At 36.1% G+C, this 19,181-nt stretch carries 14 protein-coding genes; 12 read left to right on the top strand and 2 right to left on the bottom strand.

Annotated features, from left to right (window positions below):
- Window positions 1-17: 17 nt before the first annotated feature.
- Entirely contained in the window at window positions 18-800 is a 783-nt protein-coding gene (locus EG348_RS10460) for a gluconate 5-dehydrogenase (RefSeq protein ID WP_123983068.1), read from the bottom strand.
- An 8-nt stretch (window positions 801-808) separates the two neighbouring features.
- Window positions 809-1,645 carry a 5-dehydro-4-deoxy-D-glucuronate isomerase gene (kduI, locus tag EG348_RS10455; RefSeq protein ID WP_123983067.1) on the bottom strand — a complete coding sequence of 279 codons (837 nt, stop codon included), beginning with the start codon at window positions 1,643-1,645 and terminating at the stop codon, window positions 809-811.
- Window positions 1,646-2,536: 891 nt separating this feature from the next.
- On the opposite strand from kduI, the gene EG348_RS10450 reads away from it, so the two are divergent.
- The 12 genes from EG348_RS10450 (at window position 2,537) to EG348_RS10395 (ending at window position 19,101) form a co-directional block, all read left to right on the top strand.
- A complete protein-coding gene (locus tag EG348_RS10450; RefSeq protein ID WP_123983066.1) occupies window positions 2,537-5,557 on the top strand; it encodes a SusC/RagA family TonB-linked outer membrane protein in 3,021 nt (1,006 codons plus the stop codon).
- Window positions 5,558-5,570: 13 nt separating this feature from the next.
- A complete protein-coding gene (locus EG348_RS10445; RefSeq protein ID WP_123983065.1) occupies window positions 5,571-7,385 on the top strand; it encodes a RagB/SusD family nutrient uptake outer membrane protein in 1,815 nt (604 codons plus the stop codon).
- 94 nt (window positions 7,386-7,479) lie between these two features.
- Complete coding sequence (locus EG348_RS10440; protein WP_123983064.1) at window positions 7,480-8,502, top strand: pectinesterase family protein; 1,023 nt, start codon at window positions 7,480-7,482, stop codon at window positions 8,500-8,502.
- A 42-nt stretch (window positions 8,503-8,544) separates the two neighbouring features.
- On the top strand, window positions 8,545-9,960 hold the full coding sequence (locus tag EG348_RS10435) for a polysaccharide lyase family 1 protein (protein ID WP_123983063.1): 1,416 nt from the start codon (window positions 8,545-8,547) through the stop codon (window positions 9,958-9,960).
- Window positions 9,961-10,022: 62 nt separating this feature from the next.
- Complete coding sequence (locus EG348_RS10430) at window positions 10,023-11,279, top strand: glycoside hydrolase family 105 protein (protein WP_123983062.1); 1,257 nt, start codon at window positions 10,023-10,025, stop codon at window positions 11,277-11,279.
- Window positions 11,280-11,324: 45 nt separating this feature from the next.
- Window positions 11,325-12,965: a glycoside hydrolase 43 family protein gene (locus EG348_RS10425; protein WP_123983061.1), complete on the top strand. Its 1,641-nt coding sequence runs from the start codon at window positions 11,325-11,327 to the stop codon at window positions 12,963-12,965.
- An 87-nt stretch (window positions 12,966-13,052) separates the two neighbouring features.
- Complete coding sequence (locus EG348_RS10420; RefSeq protein WP_123983060.1) at window positions 13,053-14,720, top strand: glycoside hydrolase family 28 protein; 1,668 nt, start codon at window positions 13,053-13,055, stop codon at window positions 14,718-14,720.
- 21 nt (window positions 14,721-14,741) lie between these two features.
- Window positions 14,742-15,656: an alpha/beta hydrolase gene (locus EG348_RS10415; protein WP_123983059.1), complete on the top strand. Its 915-nt coding sequence runs from the start codon at window positions 14,742-14,744 to the stop codon at window positions 15,654-15,656.
- Window positions 15,657-15,661: 5 nt separating this feature from the next.
- Complete coding sequence (locus tag EG348_RS10410; protein ID WP_123983058.1) at window positions 15,662-16,633, top strand: pectinesterase family protein; 972 nt, start codon at window positions 15,662-15,664, stop codon at window positions 16,631-16,633.
- 260 nt (window positions 16,634-16,893) lie between these two features.
- Window positions 16,894-17,622: a rhamnogalacturonan acetylesterase gene (locus tag EG348_RS10405; RefSeq protein ID WP_123983057.1), complete on the top strand. Its 729-nt coding sequence runs from the start codon at window positions 16,894-16,896 to the stop codon at window positions 17,620-17,622.
- A 151-nt stretch (window positions 17,623-17,773) separates the two neighbouring features.
- Window positions 17,774-18,115 (top strand): cupin domain-containing protein, encoded by a 342-nt coding sequence (locus EG348_RS10400; protein ID WP_123983056.1) that lies wholly within the window; start codon window positions 17,774-17,776, stop codon window positions 18,113-18,115.
- 83 nt (window positions 18,116-18,198) lie between these two features.
- Window positions 18,199-19,101, top strand: a complete 903-nt coding sequence (locus EG348_RS10395) for an alpha/beta hydrolase (RefSeq protein WP_123983055.1) — start codon at window positions 18,199-18,201, stop codon at window positions 19,099-19,101.
- Window positions 19,102-19,181 lie beyond the last annotated feature (80 nt).

Raw genomic sequence — 19,181 nt, 5'->3', positions numbered from 1 at the left:
CTAATCTAATTCTGTTGTTATTCATTAGCCGGTTTCCCGATCGTCGCTAAAATCCCTCCATCCACGTAAATAATTTGTCCGTTGATGAATCTGCTTGCATCCGAAGCAAGGAAGATAGCCGTTCCAGCAAGGTCTTCAGGGTTTCCCCATCTTCCTTCCGGAGTTCTGCTAATGATAAAATCGTTAAAAGGATGTCCATCCACTCGGATTGGTTCTGTCTGAGAAGTTGCAAAATATCCGGGACCGATTCCGTTCACCTGAATATTATGTTTTGCCCATTCTGTCGCCAGATTTTTGGTAAGCATTTTCAGACCGCCCTTTGCAGAAGCATACGCCACTACATTGTCACGTCCCAACTCGCTCATCATTGAGCAGATGTTGATGATCTTCCCGGATTTTCTTTTGATCATATGTTTGCCGATTAATTTCGACATGATAAAAGGTCCTGTAAGATCCACATCAATTACTTTTCTAAAGTCTTCTACTTCCATCTCAATAGCGGGAACACGTTTGATGATTCCTGCGTTGTTGACAAGGATGTCTATTTTTCCATGAGTAGCTTCCATAAGCGCTACTTTCTGAGCGGCTTCCAGTTCGTCCGTCACATCAAAAAGATAACCGGTTGCTTTGTACCCTTTATCGTGATAATAGTTTAAAGCTTCCTCTAATTTTGACGGTGTCGTACTTGTGATCGCCAGTTCAGCACCTGCAGCGGCAAGACCTTCTGCCATTGCCATTCCTAATCCGTGAGTACCGCCAGTTACAACGGCTACTTTACCGGATAAATCAAATAAATTCATTAGAAAAATTACTTTAGTTCGTTAGTTTTGATACCGTCCATATCGCCGTAGTCCATATTTTCCCCGGCCATACCCCATATAAAAGTATAATTAGAAGTTCCTACTCCTGAGTGGATAGACCATTCCGGAGATAGCACAGCCTGACGATTTTGCATAAAAATATGACGCGTTTCCTGAGGCTGTCCCAAGAAATGACTGATCGTCTGCCCCTCTTCCAAATCGAAATAGAAATAAGCTTCCATTCTTCTGGTGTGGGTATGTGAAGGCATTGTATTCCAAACACTTCCCGGATGAAGTTCCGTCATTCCCATTTGTAATTGACATGTTTCAAGAACAGAATTTACAATCAGTTTGTTGATCGTACGCTTATTGGCGTATTTTTCTTCACCTAATTCTACAATTTCGGCTTCGTTTTTCGTGATCTTTTTTGTAGGATAAGTGTGATGCGCCGGAGCTGAGTTGATGTAAAAATAAGGTTGATCATCACCCGATTTTTCAAAAACTACTTCTTTTGCACCTTTACCAATATATAAAGCTTCTTTGTTTCCAAGCTCATATACCTCGCCGTCTACCTTTACTTTTCCGGCACCGCCAACATTGATGATCCCCAACTCTCTCCTGTCTAGGAAATTTTCGGCTTTCAAATCGTCTGTTGGTTCCAGTTTTAAGGCTTGTGTTGAAGGCATGATACCTCCTACAATAAGCCTGTCGTACATAGAATAGACTAATTTTATCTTATCTTCATTAAATAAATCATTGATTAGAAACTCCCTCCTAAGATCTTCAGTGGTATACTTTTTTGCATCTTCTGGATGGTGGGCGTAACGAAATTCTGATTGTGTCATACTACTTGATTTTTATACTTTTCTTTTTACGGTTTTCTCAAACCTGTTAAACTTTGCGTAATCGATTGCATAAAATTACACTAAAATTTGATAGAATTACTGTTGGGATAAATATATAATTATTCTTTAATTAGTTAACAAAAAATTAATTTTAATTTACAAACAACTGAAAAACAGATTGATAATTTTTAAATTCCAAAAAAAATAAAGAAATTTTCATGAAATTTTACGGTTAAAAATTAACCAAAAGTTAATCCTAACCTTTAATTTTAAATAAAATCATGCCAAAATAAAGCACCAAAGTAGCAGTTGTAAAATCGTTAACAATAACCTTCTTTATCTATACATATGATGTATATTAAGTTTAATCATTACCATTAAAGAAAATTGGTTAAAAATATTAACCCAAAAAGATGACAAAAATCAGGAAACTGGTCGAAATTCTGTCCTCTACTATCAATTTTGGTAAATTTTAGGACAAAATTTAGTGCATTTTTTAAGTAAATTTTAAGTTTTTGAATATTAAACAGTAAAAATTTTCATGTATTTCAAAAATATTTCAACATTTCTTAATTCAACAATAAATATTTAACTATCAATCAATTAAAACAAACTAACGAACAAATGTTCTGTTAAATTTAACAACTTAAACAATCAAATTAATGAAAAAATAATATTTTTTTCTTTGCGTAATGGAAAATAATATTAGTTTAGGAGCCAAGATAATTTATAACGAAAAATTACGCAATCGATTGCACTTGAATAAAGCGTAAAATTTTTAAAAATATTAATCACTAAAAAGAATAGAATACTTACTAAATCCACAAAAAGAAAACAACAAAGCTTGAAAAAAAACTTTCAACCAAGAATTAAAACTATAAGGATACAATAATGGATAAAAGAGTACAATCAGTAAAGTGGTTATATTTAACTTTCTTTCTACTTCCCGTCCTTGCAATGGCTCAAGAAAAAGAAACGAAAGCAGAAAAAGAAACCAAAATCGACGAAGTTGTTTTGGTAGGATATTCCAGAGTTTCTAAAAAAGACGTTACCAACGCTGTTGGTTCTGTAAAAGCCGAAGCTGTAAAGGATATGCCAGTAAATAGTGCTGCAGAAGCCATCCAGGGAAGAATTGCCGGTGTACAGGTCACTGCAAGTGAGGGCTCGCCGGGTGCAGAAGTTGAAATTAAGGTAAGAGGTGGTACTTCTATCACACAGAGTAACGCACCCTTATATATCGTAGACGGAATCCAGATGGATAATGCACTATCTATCATTTCGCCAAAAGAAATTGAATCAATTGAGGTATTAAAAGATGCTGCTTCCACTTCTATCTATGGATCCAGAGGTGCAAACGGTGTTGTTATAATTACAACAAAAGGAGGACGCAAAAAAGCGCTTACAACGATTAACTACAGCGGTTATACAGGGGTTAGAAAAATCATGAATACCATTCCGGTTTTAGATCCTTATGAATTTGTAATGTATCAGTATGAACTTTACAACAAAAACGGTATCGCTGAAGACATTACAGCTTTTAATACAAGATATGGAACCTATGACCAAATTGCGACCAAATATCAAAATATTAAAGAAAGAGATTGGCAAAATGAACTTTTCGGACAAGAAGCATTCAACTTTACGCATAATTTAAGCCTAACAGGAGGATCTGATAAATCTGCATTCTCATTAACATTAAATCATGTGGAAGAAGACGGAATCATGCTAAATTCCGGTTTCAGAAGAAGTATGGCCAACTTTAAATATGATTATGATATTTCTAAAAAATTAAAAGTTGGATTCAATGCAAGATACAGCCGACAGCTAATTTCCGGAGCAGGAACGTCTGCTACAGGTTCTCAGGGAACAAACAGACTGAGAAATGCGGTAAGATATCAACCTTTCGAAGGAGGAAGTAATGTTCCTATCGACGATTTTGATCCTAACTATGCAACAAACACCAACTTGGTTAACCCTTTATTGTTGAATGACAATGAAATAAAGGACGCCAGAACCAATGATTTATTATTAAATGCTTATTTAAACTATAATATTACCAAAGACTTAACTTTCAGAAGTGTTATAGGTTATGTACAGAAAGACAATTTTGTGAATCAGTTTTGGGGAAGCATTACAAGTGATGCCAGAGCCAATAACAATCAGCCGATTGTACAATTAACGAGAAACCAAACCAGAAGAATCACCAATACGAATACTTTAAACTACACAAAGAAATTCGGAAATCATAAACTTGATTTATTATTGGGTCAGGAAACGGTACAGACGGATGGTGAAGTATCGAGTACTTATACAAAATGGCTTCCGGTTTCTATTCTTCCGAACGAGGCATTTGCCAATATTCAGGCTGCAAGTCCGCCATCAGGAATGATTCAGGATGCACCAAGAACGAGCGCATTACCTCCGGACAGACTAGCTTCATTCTTTGGTAGAGTCAATTATATTTATGACAACAAATATATCATAACGGCTTCCGTTAGATCAGATGCTTCCAATATTTTTGACTACGAAAACAGATGGGGAACATTCCCTGCGGTTTCAGTAGCATGGAAAATAAAAGAAGAAAAATTCCTTAAAAACAAAGAATGGCTGGATGAGCTTAAACTTCGTTTTGGATATGGTTTAGCCGGAAACAACAGAATTACTCCTTATTTATACAATACATTCTTTACTACCTCTACAGATTTCGGATATACATTCGGAAGCGGTGTAACGCCTGGAGCAACTACGGGAACTGTTTTAGCGAATCCTAATATTAAATGGGAAGCTACCGTTTCTAAAAACTTAGGTATTGATTTCGGATTGTTCAACGGAAGATTGTACGGTAGTGTAGACGGATATATTACCGATACAAAGGATCTTTTGGTTTTAGCTAAAATTCCACAGACTTCAGGTTATGATTCTCAATTTCAAAATTCAGGGAAAACTCAGAATAAAGGAGTTGAAGTTTCATTAGGAGGTATTATCGTAAATAAAGAAAACTTTACATGGAAGACTGATTTTAATATCTCTGCCAACAGAAATGTTATTAAGAGTTTAGGTGCCGGTAACGGACCAAACAGTACTCAATATCTTGTACCTTCAGGATGGGTAAACAATTTATTTGATTTTGTTGCTAAAGTTGGGAATCCTGTAGGAACTTATTACGGTTACGTTACAGAAGGAAGATATGAGATCAGTGATTTCGACTATAATACTGCAACACAAGCCTATACTTTAAAGGCAGGAGTTGCGAGTAGCAGTGCCGTGGCAAACGGTTCAAAGCCAATCCAGCCGGGAGATCTTAAATTAAGAGATCTTAACGGTGACGGACAGATCACAGCAGCAGACCAGACAGAATTAGGAAGTGCTCAACCGAAATTTTTCGGAGGTTTCAGCCAGAATTTCAGATACAGAAACTGGGATATGAGCTTATTCTTTAATTTCTCTGTTGGAAATAAAGTGTACAATGCTAATAAAATAGAGTTTACCACTCAATATTTATACAGAGACAACAACATGGCAGCGGAAGTTGCAGACAGATGGAGATGGTTTGACAATAACGGTGTCAAAGTGAATGATCCTACTGCCTTAGCCGCTTTGAATGCCAATACAACAATGTGGACACCTCCACAGGGAAGTTACATTCTACATTCTTATGCCATTGAAGATGGATCTTTCTTAAGATTAAACAATGTAACGATAGGATACAGCCTTCCAAAAAATTCACTGGAAAGCCTTGGTATCAGGAATTTCAGATTGTATGCTACGGTTAATAATCTATTTACCATTACAGGTTATAAAGGTTACGATCCTGAAGCAAGTACAAGAAAAAATCCTTTGACTCCGGGGGTAGATTATGCTGCATATCCTAGAAGCAGATTTATTTTAACAGGTGTTGATATAACCTTTTAATTAAAACTTAAACATGAAAAAGACAATAATTATTTTAAGTTGCATTCTTTCTTTAACTACGCTGAATTCATGTAATGATTATCTGGATGCAGAAAATTATTCAAGTGTGGCAGAAGCGCAACAATTTGATAGTACATCAGATACATTTTCTGCTTTAGTAGGTGTTTACAGCCAGCTTGCCGGTGACGATGGATACGGACAGAGATTATCATTGATCTATCCTCACTCAAGCGACGATTTCAGAACTTCCGGAGATTACAACTGTAACGACAGAAGAGGAATTGCTACATTCGGATCTTGTACTACAAATACAGAACTTAATAAACCTTTCTTAAAACTATATTCAGGAATTGAAAGAGCAAATCTTTGCATTAAAAATATTCCACTTTCTCCGGTTTACAAGACAGGTTCTGATGCGGATAAAAAACTAATGGATCGCTATCTTGGTGAAGCATTAACCTTAAGAGCTCAATTTTATTATGAATTGATCAGAAACTGGGGAGATGTACCATTTCAGGATAAGCCGTCAGCAGATATGGCAGATCTTTATCTTCCAAAAACAGATAGAGATATCATCTACGAAAGAATGATTGCGGATCTTGCACAGGCTTCAGCATTAGTTCCATGGAGATCAGAAGGAAGCACAACCAACGCAAGAATTTCAAAAGGTTTTGTAAAAGGTCTTAGAGCAAGAATTGCATTGGCAAGAGCAGGATATTCTTTAAGAAGAAGTCCGCAGGTAATGGCGCAGGGATCTAATCCTCAAACTTATTATCAGATTGCTTTAGACGAGTGTAAAGACATCATGAATCATGCAGGAGAACATAGCTTAAATCCTAGTTATGAATCTGTTTTCAAAGCTTTACACAGCAATTCTCAAGATACTACAAACGAAATTATTTTCTGCGTGGGAGCTTTTGGAGGTAATGCCAGAACAGACAGTAAAATTGGTTATTATAATGGATTAAAACATGATGACAACTCTAACTGGAAAGGCGGTGGTGGAATCAACGCACTTCCAACTTACTTCTATGAGTTTACTAAATATGACTTAAGAAGAGACATGAACGTGGGAATTTTCAAAGTAAACAACACCAATCAGGCAGAATTAGTGACTGCAATTTCTTTCACAGATTCAAAATACAGAAAATCTTGGACGAATATCACAGGACCTTCTCAAAACCTTGCGGTAGACTGGCCTTTGCTACGTTTTTCAGATGTATTATTGATGTTTGCTGAGGCAGATAATGAAATTCACGGAGCGCCTTCTGCAGATGCAATCAATGCGGTGAAAGCAGTTAGAAACAGAGCATACACAGGAAACTTAGCTCAGGTAGGAACAATCCCGACTGATAAAACAGGATTCTTCAATTATGTTGTACAGGAAAGATTATTAGAATTGGGCTCTGAAGGAATCAGAAAATACGATTTGATCCGTTGGAATTTATTAAGTTCTAAAATCACAGAAACAAGACAAAAACTGACAGCTTTCGCAAACGGAACTGGTCAATATGCAAACGTTCCGCTAAACCTTTACTTTAAAAAATCGGTTTACGATCCTACAAAATCGGCACAGCAAAATATCAACGACATCGATATTTATTACACTGGCGGAGACAAATCTCAGGTATTTTACATGGCTTCACAAGATGCGACGCCTACAGGTTATACAAAAATTGCTTGGAGAGCAGCGGTTTTACCAACTTACATCAGTGATCCGGTAAAAGGTTTTGCGCAGTATTTCCAGCCAAATAAGAGAGAATTATTGCCAATTTATAGCGATATCATCCAGTCTAACTACAATCTTACCCAAGATTACGGTTACTAGGAGATAAAAAATACATTCATATCAAGTTAGATACAGACTTACTCCGTAACAAGAGCTAAGTCTGTATTTTTAAAAAAATCCAAAATCAAATTCAATGAAAGCTTCCACTTTTCATAAAAATTTTATTCTGTTTTCTGTTTTTTCTGTATTAATTTTAAGCCTTCTTTCTTTCAAAGCTAATGATAAAACAATCGTGGTTTCGAAAGACGGAAAAGGCAACTTCACCACAATACAACAAGCCATTGACGCTGTTGAAAACGGAACCTCAGCAAGAACAAAAATTTTAATTAAAGCAGGAATTTACAAAGAAAAAATTACCGTTCCCGAAACAAAAGGAGCAATTTTGATGGAAGGAGAAAATCCCGAAAACACAATTATCACGTACGATGATTTTGCTTCAAAAAAGAATTCGGAAGGAAAAGATATCGGAACAACTGGTTCTTCAACGATTTTTATTTATTCAAATGATCTTACAGCGAAAAATATTTCTTTTGAAAACAGTTCAGGAAGAGTCGGACAAGCCGTTGCTCTTTTGACTTCAGGTGACAGGATCATTTTTGAAAACTGTAAATTCTTAGGAAACCAAGACACTTTATATTTAAAAGGAGCTCAGGATTTACAGGATAAAACAAAACCTTCAAGAAATTATTTCAAAAACTGCTACATCGAGGGTACAACCGATTATATTTTCGGAGCCGGAACAGTCGTTTTTGAAAACTGTACAATTTACTCCAAAGAAACAGCAAGTTATGTAACAGCCGCTTCTACTCCACAGGAAAACGAGTTTGGATTTGTTTTTATTAAATCTAAAATCATCGGAAATGCTAAAGAAAATTCAGTCTATTTAGGAAGACCGTGGCGACCTTTTGCTAAAACTGTTTACATCGATTGTGAAATCAATTCAACCATAAAACCTGAAGGTTGGCATAATTGGAGCAAACCCGATGCAGAAAAGACAACTTTTTATGCAGAATCTGATTCAAAAGGTACTGGAGCCAATATTTCAAAAAGAGTTTCATGGTCACACCAATTAAGCAAAGAAGAAAGGAAAAAATACACACCAGAAAATATTCTCAAAGGAAACGACAACTGGAACATCACAAAAAACTTGAAATAAATTTTTAATCTAAACCTCAAAAACACCAAAGAATTTTCAATCATGAAAAAACACTTCACAAAACTATTCACATTAGGAATTTTATGCAGTATTTCCTCACTGGTAAATGCTCAGGAGGTGTTGAGTTTTCCTGGAGCTGAAGGTTTCGGAAGGTACACAACAGGTGGTCGTGGCGGAAAAGTTTATTTTGTTACTAAATTGACAGATGACGGTTCAGAAGGTACTTTGAGATACGCTTTAGACCAAAAAGGTTCGAGATATATTGCTTTTAAAACAAGTGGAACAATTTATCTTGAATCTTCATTAAAAATAAAAGAAGGTGATGTCACCATTGCCGGACAAACCGCTCCTGGAGACGGAATTACCGTTGCCAATTACGAAACTTTCGTTGGTGCAGACAATGTGGTTATACGTTACATGCGTTTCAGAATGGGTGATCAGAAAAACTTTGAAGGTGATGCTTTGGGCGCAAGATTCATCAAAAATCTGATGGTTGATCATTGCTCGATGAGTTGGTCTACAGACGAAACGGTTTCCATTTATGTCAATGAAAATACAACACTCCAATGGTGTGTAATTGCCGAAAGTCTGAGAAATTCTGCCCATCAAAAAGGTGCTCACGGCTATGGCGGAATTGCAGGCGGAAAATTTGCCTCTTTTCATCATAATATTTACGCTCATCACGACAGCAGAAATCCAAGATTGGGAGAATATGCGGGAAGTAAATTTGCCTTGACCGATCTTACCGATTTTAGAAATAATGTCATTTACAATTGGGGACACAACAATGTTTACGGAGGCGAAGGAATGAACGTCAATATTGTTAATAATTACTACAAACCCGGCCCTGCAACAATGACAAAACAACGAATTGTTGCCATCGATAAAAACGAAAAACCCGAGACAGAAGTTTACAACATCTGGGGGAAATATTACATCAACGGAAATGTTGTTGAAGGAAATCCTGAAGTCACAAAAGACAATTGGACGGAAGGTGTTTTCAGTCAGATGAAACCATCTTATAATTTGACGGATAAAGATAAAAACTCCATAAAAATCAATCAGCCACACGATATTCAGAATAATGTAAAAACGCAGTCTGCAAAAGAAGCTTACGAGAAGATTTTACAGATCGGTGGAGCAAGTTTGTTGAGAGATGCAGTGGATCTGCATGTTTTGAAAGATGTAAAAAATGTAAGTTTCACTTACAAAGGTTCAAAAGGAAGTACCAACGGAATCATCGATTCTCAAAAAGATGTCGGCGGATTCCCTGACCTGAAACAAGGGAAACCTCTACTCGATTCAGACAACGACGGAATGCCCGATGAATGGGAAATTAAAAATAAATTAAACCCAAAAGTGGCCAACGCCAACGGAAAGGATTTAGATAAAAACTACGATAATATTGAAGTCTATTTTAATGATATTGTTAAAAAAATAACCGAAAGACAATTCTAATAACCATGAAAACTCTTTGTTAAATCCGGTAAAAAAAATAATCAACTTTAAAGTTTAAAATCATGAATTTCATTAATAATAAGATAAAAGCATACGCTGTCGCAATTTTAGGTTCAGGAATGTTCTTAGCATGTGCCCAAACTAAATCTGTAGCATCAAAACCTGCAACAGAAAATTCAAAATCAGGAAAAATAGTTCCAACCAATCTAAAATGGTCTGAAAGAATGCTGCTTTCTGAAATCAACCGTTTCCCGGAATCATGGATGCTTGATTTCAGCAAAAGCCCGAAATGGACTTATCCATCAGCAATTGTTTTGGATGGAGCTGAACAGGTTTATGCAAAAACAGGCAAAAAAGAATATTACGAATATATCAGCAGCTTTGGAGAAAAACTGGTGAAAGAAGATGGCAGTATCCTTACCTACGAATTAGATAAATACAATATAGATCTTCTAAACAGCGGAAATGTACTTCTTTATCTTTACGAAAAAGAGAAAAAAGAAAAGTATCTAAAAGCTTTGAAAATGCTTCGTTCTCAGATTGACGGACAACCAAGAACATCAGAAGGTGGTTTCTGGCACAAAAAGATCTATCCAAGCCAAATGTGGCTGGATGGTTTATACATGGGACAACCATTTTATGCTCACTACACCAAAGATTTTGCAAAAGGCGCAGATGCAACAAAAGCTTATAATGATGTTGTTTTACAGTTTGATTTGATTCAAAAACATTTGGTAGACAAAAAAACAGGATTGCTGTATCACGCTTGGGACGAAAGTAAAGAACAGGCTTGGGCAAATAAAGAAAACGGAGTTTCTCCTAATTTCTGGGGAAGAGCAATGGGTTGGTACGGAATGGCAATGGTAGACGTCTTGGATTATTTACCGAAAGACCATCCGGGAAGAGCAAAATTGATTTCTTACTTAAAATCTTATACAGACGCCATAATAAAAGTTCAGGATAAAGACAACGGACTTTGGTATCAGGTATTGGATAAAGCAGGAGAAAAAGGAAACTATACAGAAGCTACTGCATCATCAATGTTTGTCTACACAATCATTAAATCAGTCAACAACGGTTATCTTCCAAAATCTTATAAAGCTGCCGCCAAAAAAGGCTATGACGGAATTATCAAAAACCTTATTTCTGTAGACGAAAATGGTGTAGTTAATTTAAATAAATGCTGTGCTGTCGCAGGTTTAGGAGGAAAACCTTACAGAGATGGTTCTTACGAATATTATGTAAACGAAGAAATTCGTTCCAACGATGCAAAAGGAACAGGACCATTTATCTTGGCAAGTATAGAATTTGAAAAATAAAACCTACAATCCAATTCCTACCACCTAAACAATGAATCTGATTTTATGAGGACAAAAATTTTAAATATAGCAGCAATCACACTATTTTCAATTGCTTCAACATATCTTAACGCACAGGAAAAAAACTACGTTTCCGAAGTCTGGACTGCAGATCAGGGAAAAAACTTTAGAAATCCTGTTTTGTATGCAGATTATTCCGATCCGGATGTGATTCGTGTCGGTGACGATTATTATATGACAGCTTCAAGTTTCAATGAAGCTCCGGGATTGCCCATTCTTCATTCAAAAGATATGGTGAACTGGAAATTAGTGAATTATGCACTTACTGACGTTCTTCCAAGCGAACATTTCTCTACCCCAAAAAGAGGTGACGGAGTTTGGGCTCCAAGCATCAGATTTCATAAAGGTGAATTTTACATTTATTGGGGAGATCCCGATTTCGGAATTTATATGATTAAAACCAAAGATCCATTGGGAACTTGGGAAAAGCCTGTTTTGGTAATGGAAGGAAAAGGCTTGATCGATTCCTGTCCGTTTTGGGATGAAGATGGAAACGCCTATTTAGTTCATGGCTGGGCGGGAAGCCGCGCCGGAGTGAAAAGTATTTTAAGCCTAAATAAAATGAATCCTGAAGGAACAAAGGTTTTGGATAAAGGAGTTCACGTTTTTGATGGTCACGATGCACATCCAACCGTTGAAGGTCCTAAAATGTATAAAAGAAATGGTTATTACTATATTTTTGCTCCTGCAGGAGGAGTTGCCACAGGTTGGCAATTGGTTTTAAGATCAAAAAATATTTACGGTCCTTACGAAGAGAAAGTTGTGTTGGAACAAGGCTCCACAAAAATCAACGGACCTCATCAGGGAGCTTGGGTAGATACGCCTTCAGGTGAAGATTGGTTTTACCATTTTCAGGATGTGGATGCGGGTGGAAGAATTGTTCATTTACAGCCTATGAAGTGGGAAAAAGACTGGCCTGTCATCGGAATCGATAATAATAAAAACGGAATCGGCGAACCGGTTTTAACCTATAAAAAACCAAACGTTGGGCAATCCTACCCTATCGTTACCCCAAATGAAACAGATGAATTTGATGGTGAAAAATTAGGAATTCAATGGCAATGGAGTGCCAACGAAAATATCGTCTGGTCATCCAAACTTCCGGGACAAAAATTTTTAAGATTATTTTCCATGAAAGTTCCTGAAGGTGAAAAAAATCTATGGAACGTTCCGAATTTATTAACCCAAAAATTCCCGGCACCAAACTTTGCGGCTTCAACAAAAGTGAAATTAACACCCGAAGATGCCAAAGAAGGAAAAACAGCGGGATTATTGATCATGGGATTAGATCATGAATCAATCGTGATTACCAACAAACCCGACGGATATTATCTACAACTGAGAAGAGCTGAAAAAGCAGATAAAGGCGGTGAAGAAAAAGTTTTATTTGAAACAAAATTAAAAGGAAACGAAGTTTATTTAAAAGTAAATGTAAACGAACCGAATGGTTTATGTCAATTCAGTTACAGTGAAAACGGAAAAAATTTCACAAAAGCAGGCGACGTTTTCCAAGCAAAACCAGGAAAATGGATTGGAGCTAAAGTCGGTTTGTACAGCGTAAGCACAGCAAAAGCCTCTCGCGGAGGATATGCCGATTTTGATTGGTTTAGAATTACTAAAAATTAATTATTTCCCACAGAATATCCTTAAAATAAAAGCTATGCCAGCTAATTTTAAAATCAATTAAAAAAATTAAAACTCAAAAAAAATAAAATGAAGAAGTCTCTCAAAGTTATCGGTTTAGTAGCCGCAATGATGTTTTCAGGGCAAACGTATGCTCAGAATCTGGATATTTATAAAAACATTGAGTTTAAAATGCCTCAGGTTACAGAAACTTCTTTTGCCGCAAACACCGTTTCAATCACTCAATATGGTGGCGTTGCAGGCGGAAATATAAAAAATACAGAAGCTTTCAAAAAAGCGATCGAGGATTTAAGTAAAAAAGGAGGCGGAAAATTAGTCGTTCCCCGCGGAATGTGGCTCACAGGCCCAATTGAGCTAAAAAGCAACATTAATCTTCATGTGGAAGAAGGTGCTTTTATCGTTTTCAGTAAAGATAAAGCAGATTATCCTTTAGTTGATGTAAGTTTTGAAGGACTAAATACCATTCGTTGCCAGTCTCCAATTTCAGCAAGAAATGCAACTAACATTGCTATCACTGGAAAAGGGGTGATTGACGGAAGCGGTGACGCATGGAGAGCCATCAAAAAAAGCAAAGTCGCAGAATCTGAATGGAAAGAAATCGTAAAATCTGGCGGAATTCTATCTGCTGATGGTAAAAACTGGTATCCTTCAGAAAGCTATAAAAAAGGATTTGAAAGCAGTTCAAGCTTCAATGTTCCTGATAAAATTTCTAAAGAAGAACTAACAACGGTTAAAGATTTCCTTCGTCCAGTTATGGTAAGTCTGGTTGGATGCGACAAAGTTTTATTAGACGGCCCAACTTTCCAGAATTCTCCGGCTTGGAACCTTCACCCATTGATGTGTACCAATGTTATTTTAAGAAATCTTACGGTTAGAAATCCTTGGTTTTCTCAAAACGGTGACGGTGTAGACTTGGAATCTTGTAAAAATGTTTTGATCTACGATAATACTTTCGATGTTGGTGACGATGCAATTTGTATTAAATCAGGGAAAAATGAAGACGGAAGAAAAAGAAATATGCCAACTGAAAATGTTATCATTAAAAACAATGTGGTCTACCACGCTCACGGAGGTTTTGTGGTAGGAAGTGAAATGTCCGGCGGAGCGAGAAATATCCATGTTTCCGACTGTACTTTCATCGGAACTGATATTGGTCTTCGTTTCAAAACAACCCGTGGAAGAGGTGGAATCGTTGAAAATATTTACATTAAAAATATTGATATGATCAACATTCCGACACAGACAATTGGTTTCAATATGTTCTATGAAGGAGCTTCTCCGGTTTTGGAAGACGGACAAAAACAAGAAGGCAACAAAGCACCGGAAAAGGCGTATCCGGTAACAGAAGAAACTCCGATTTTCAGAAATATTTTCTTTAAAAACATTAATGCTGTTAATTCTTATGAAGCGATCACTTTGTTTGGTTTAGCTGAAATGAATCTTAAAAATATCGTTATTGAAGATTCTCAGTTCGACACGAAAAAAGCTTTAACAATCGTTGATGCAGAGGGAATTCAACTAAAAAATGTTAAACTGAAATATTCTGAAGGAACAGGAGCAACAGTTTACAACAGTAAAAATATCAACCTTTCAACAGTAAAATTTGAATCTGCAACTAAGCCGTTCGTTAAGGTTTTAGGAAATAAAACAGAAGCAGTCCTGTTACCAAAAGAAGTCAAGTCTGATAAAAATTCACTTTCTATCGGAACTGATGTAGCTAAAAATGCGGTTAAATAAATATTTTAATTATTTGACAACATGAATTTTAGCAAAAAACTTACTTATATTTCTATTTTTTGGTTAGGAGGCACATTAGCATTCGGTCAAGTTCCACGACCGAATGCTACTCCTTACACCAATGAAGCGACGTATGAAAAATTCAAGAAAAAATATTCTTTCATCACACCTATCGACCGACCTGTTCCGCAAAACATCGGAGTTGATAAAGATGTAGAATATACCAACATCAACGGACTTTCCTTAAAAGCTGATGTCTACTACCCTCTCGATAAATCAAAAACGTATCCGGGAATTGCTATGGTTCACGGTGGTGGCTGGGTTTCAGGAAGTAAGGAGAATGAAAAATTTATGGCAATGGAATTAGCCTCAAAAGGATATGTTGTCATCGCAATCGGATATCGGTTGGCTGATGTCGCAAAATATCCTGCAGGAGTTGAAGATATTGAAACGGGAATTCAATGGTTAAAGAAAAATCATTCAATATATTCTTTAAACAAAAAGAAAATGGTGGTTTTGGGTGAATCCGCCGGAGCCCAAATTGCGACTTTAGTTGGGGTTAAGAAAAAGAATAAATTGCAGGCAATCGTCAATGTAGATGGCGTTGTTTCTTTCATTCATGAAGAATCCGGCAAAGAAGGAACTTACGATGCCTATTGGCTGGGTTATCCACAAAAAGACAATCCGAAAATCTGGAAAGAAGCTTCACCTTTGGAATATGTGGATAAAAATACACCTCCTACTCTTTTCATCAACAGTTCACAACCTCGTTTTCATGCAGGAAGAGACGATATGATGAAGAAACTGAAGAGTTATAATATTTCGACAAAATTTCATGAAATTAAAGATTCTCCACATTCATTTTGGTCTGCAGAACCCTGGTTTACAGAAACATTGAATTTAACGGTTGACTTTTTAAATAAAGTTTTAAAATAGCTTTTATGAAAAAATTATTTTTAATTCTCTTCATTTCAATGGCAAATTTTCTCTTAGCAGGAAATAATCCATACATCAAAATTACCGTAGCCAAAGACGGAAGCGGAGATTTTACATCGATTCAGAAAGCGATCAATTCAATTCGAGATTTAGGTCCGGCAGAAGCTTTGATTTTCATTAAATCCGGAACTTATAATGAAAAAGTTGTTATTACATCTTCAAAACATAAAATCACGCTAGAAGGCGAAAATAAAGACAATACTATCATTACCAACAATGATTTTTCAGGAAAACTCGATTCGTTTAATGAAAAAATGACGACATTCAATTCCTACACTTTATTGGTAATGGGCGATGATATTAAAATTAGTAATCTGACGATTCAAAACAGTTCTTGTAACGAAGGGCAGGCAGTTTCTCTTCATGTTGAAGGTGACCGTTTTATCATTAAAAATTCAAAAATTCTGGGTTGTCAGGACACAATTTATTCCGCAACCAATCACAGCAGACAATATTTTGAAAACTGTTATATCGAAGGAACAACAGACTTTATTTTCGGACAGGCAACGGTTGTTTTTAAAAATTGTACCATTAAAAGTTTAGCAGATTCTTACATCACTGCAGCCGCAACAGAAGCCGACAGAAAGTACGGCTTTGTTTTTTTTGATTGTCAATTAATTGCTAAAGAAGGTATCACAAAAGTTTATTTGGGAAGACCGTGGAGGGCTTACGCCAAAACCGTTTTCATCAATACAGAAATGGGAAAACACATTCTTCCCGAAGGCTGGAATCCTTGGAAAGACGATAAAATGTTTCCTGATAAAGATAAAACGGCATATTATGCAGAATTCAGAAGCAAAGGCGACGGCGGAAACGCAACAAATCGTGTAAACTGGTCGCATCAATTGACAAAAAAAGACTTGAAAAATTATACGTTAGAAAAGATTTTTGATGGTTGGAATCCTGAACATAAATAATAAGCAATTGGTAATGAGTAATGATAACCACAGCCAAATCGACATGGGAAAATGGAGCGTTAAGAAAATTAGTTCTGTGAACCTTAAAAAAATTCTACTGTTTGAGCGCGAAGCAAATATTGAATTGAAGCACAAATCAAATTCGTGCGAGTTTAGAATTTTTAGAGAACAGAAGTAATTTTTAGCAGAATTTTCCAAGTCTTGAACTTTTGATTCTTTTGTTTCAAGACAAAAGAATATTAATTAAAAATTTATTTAAAATGAAAAAGCTTACTGCACTATTTTTATTTCTGTCAGTACTGACATTCGCACAAAAGCAAACCCTATTCCTCATCGGTGATTCTACGATGGCCAACAAGGAAAATCCTGACAAAAATCCGGAACACGGTTGGGGACAGGTTTTACCACAATTTTTAACAGGAATTGAGATTCAGAATCATGCGATGAACGGCAGAAGTTCAAAAAGCTTCAGAACAGAAGGAAGATGGGATAAAGTTGAAAAGCAGCTTAAAAAAGGAGATTTCGTGATTATCCAGTTTGGGCATAATGATCAGAAGCTGAAAGATTCTACAAAATTTACCAATCCTTATACTCAGTACAGAGCCAATCTTGAAAGATATGTGAATGAAACCAGAGCAAAAGGCGCAACACCAATTCTGATGACTTCCATAGTAAGAAGAAATTTCAATGAAAATGGAGTTCTAATTGATACTCATAAAGAATACCCGTTGGTCGTAAGAATGGTTGCGAATGATCTGAAAGTTCCTTTCGTAGATTTGCAGTTATTAACAGAACAACTTGAAGTTTCTTACGGTCCTGAAAATTCAAAAAAGCTTCATTTGCATTATAAAGAAGGCGAAGATCCATACTATCCGAAAGGAAAAGACGATGACACGCATTTATCAACACTTGGAGCAGAATCTGTTGCAAAATTGGCAGTGAAGAATTTGAAGAGTTTGAAAATTGGATTGGAGAAATATATTAAATAGTTTTTTATCTCAATAATTAACCAGTCAGTTTGTCATTCTGACGAAGGAAGAATCTAAACTTTTTAATAGAGATTCTTCATTACACTACTTTTCATTCAGTATGACAAATTGAGAGCAAAAAAATTAGTAAAATAAATAAAAAACATACAAAATGAAGTTCAAAAAAGAACCTTTCTTTGACGGTAATTCCGAATGGGAAGATTTAGGAGGTGGAGTATCACGACAATTCGTTGGGTACAATTCTCAAGTGATGATGGTGATTGTAAAGTTTGAAAAAGATGCGATTGGAGCTTTGCATCAGCATTTTCATTCGCAGATCACATATGTTGCTTCGGGAAAATTTGAAGTAACTGTTGACGGTGAGGTTAAAATTCTACAACAAGGGGACGGATTTTTTGCGCAGCCTAATATTTTTCATGGCGTAAAATGTCTGGAAGCAGGTCAGTTGATTGATTCGTTTACCCCGTTTAGAGAGGATTTTCTTAAAGATTAATTTGAAAAAACAAACCTCATAGGTTTTAAAAACCTATGAGGTTTAGAAAAATACACTTCACAATTATCACAAATTAAAAAGCCATGAAAAACTCTGTTTTTATATTATTAATTTTATTCTTCACTCAATTCTCTGCTCAGGAAAAAATCATGGTTTGGCCAAAAGGTCAGATGCCAAATTCCAAAGGATTACAGTTAAAAACCGAAGAAAAAGACGGAAGAATTATACAAATAAAGGAAACCGAACTCTTTGCGTTTTTACCTCCAAAAGAAGAAAGAAAACAGATGGCCGTCATCGTCATTCCCGGTGGTGGATATTATAAACTGACTTACGATTTGGGTGGTTATCAAATTGCAAAATGGTTTAATACACAAGGAATTTCTGCTTTCGTTTTAAATTACAGATTACCGACTTCTCCAGATTTAAAGCAAAAAGAAATCGCTCCATTACAGGATGTTCAGGCAGCGATAAAATATCTTAGAAAAAATGCTGAGCAATATGGTATTTCACCGGAACAGATTGGAGTTATTGGCACTTCAGCTGGTGGACATCTGGCTGCAACGGTGAGTAATATTCCTACAGATTATACAGAATTAAAAGGTGATTGGGGAAGTTTTTCTACCATTCCAAATTTTGCTATTCTTGTTTCTCCGGTCATCGATTTGGGAGAATTTGCCCATATTGGAAGCCGTAACAGTTTACTCGGCGAAAATGCCTCTTCGGAAAAAATCAAGGAATATTCTATGCAAAATAGAGTGACGGAAAAAACTCCACCCACCATATTATTTCATGCTCAAAACGATAAAACAGTTCCTGTGATGAACAGCATTCTCTATTATCAGGAAATGACAAAAAATAAAGTAAAAGGTGCAATGTTTATTTTCCCGGAAGGCGAACATAAAATCGGCATTACCAACAAATCTGAACTGACCGACAACTGGAAAAAACTGTGCGCAGACTGGCTTAAAACGATAGGTAATAAGTAATTGATAATTAGTAATTAAATATTGTTAGATAATCACAAAGGCTAATAAAATCCTACTTTTTTTAAAAAATATTCAGTGTA

Source organism: Chryseobacterium sp. G0201 (genome assembly GCF_003815655.1).
GTDB lineage: Bacteria > Bacteroidota > Bacteroidia > Flavobacteriales > Weeksellaceae > Chryseobacterium.
This window is presented reverse-complemented; position numbering and strand designations above follow the sequence as displayed.

What these genes read in the sequence shown, in the direction of transcription:
- EG348_RS10460 (WP_123983068.1), bottom strand. Translation starts at nt 800, where the DNA reads ATGAATTTATTTGATTTATCCGGTAAAGTAGCCGTTGTAACTGGCGGT.
- EG348_RS10450 (WP_123983066.1), top strand. Translation starts at nt 2,537, where the DNA reads ATGGATAAAAGAGTACAATCAGTAAAGTGGTTATATTTAACTTTCTTT.
- EG348_RS10405 (WP_123983057.1), top strand. Translation starts at nt 16,894, where the DNA reads ATGAAAAAGCTTACTGCACTATTTTTATTTCTGTCAGTACTGACATTC.
- EG348_RS10425 (WP_123983061.1), top strand. Translation starts at nt 11,325, where the DNA reads ATGAGGACAAAAATTTTAAATATAGCAGCAATCACACTATTTTCAATT.
- EG348_RS10435 (WP_123983063.1), top strand. Translation starts at nt 8,545, where the DNA reads ATGAAAAAACACTTCACAAAACTATTCACATTAGGAATTTTATGCAGT.
- kduI (WP_123983067.1), bottom strand. Translation starts at nt 1,645, where the DNA reads ATGACACAATCAGAATTTCGTTACGCCCACCATCCAGAAGATGCAAAA.
- EG348_RS10395 (WP_123983055.1), top strand. Translation starts at nt 18,199, where the DNA reads ATGAAAAACTCTGTTTTTATATTATTAATTTTATTCTTCACTCAATTC.
- EG348_RS10415 (WP_123983059.1), top strand. Translation starts at nt 14,742, where the DNA reads ATGAATTTTAGCAAAAAACTTACTTATATTTCTATTTTTTGGTTAGGA.
- EG348_RS10410 (WP_123983058.1), top strand. Translation starts at nt 15,662, where the DNA reads ATGAAAAAATTATTTTTAATTCTCTTCATTTCAATGGCAAATTTTCTC.
- EG348_RS10420 (WP_123983060.1), top strand. Translation starts at nt 13,053, where the DNA reads ATGAAGAAGTCTCTCAAAGTTATCGGTTTAGTAGCCGCAATGATGTTT.
- EG348_RS10430 (WP_123983062.1), top strand. Translation starts at nt 10,023, where the DNA reads ATGAATTTCATTAATAATAAGATAAAAGCATACGCTGTCGCAATTTTA.
- EG348_RS10445 (WP_123983065.1), top strand. Translation starts at nt 5,571, where the DNA reads ATGAAAAAGACAATAATTATTTTAAGTTGCATTCTTTCTTTAACTACG.
- EG348_RS10440 (WP_123983064.1), top strand. Translation starts at nt 7,480, where the DNA reads ATGAAAGCTTCCACTTTTCATAAAAATTTTATTCTGTTTTCTGTTTTT.
- EG348_RS10400 (WP_123983056.1), top strand. Translation starts at nt 17,774, where the DNA reads ATGAAGTTCAAAAAAGAACCTTTCTTTGACGGTAATTCCGAATGGGAA.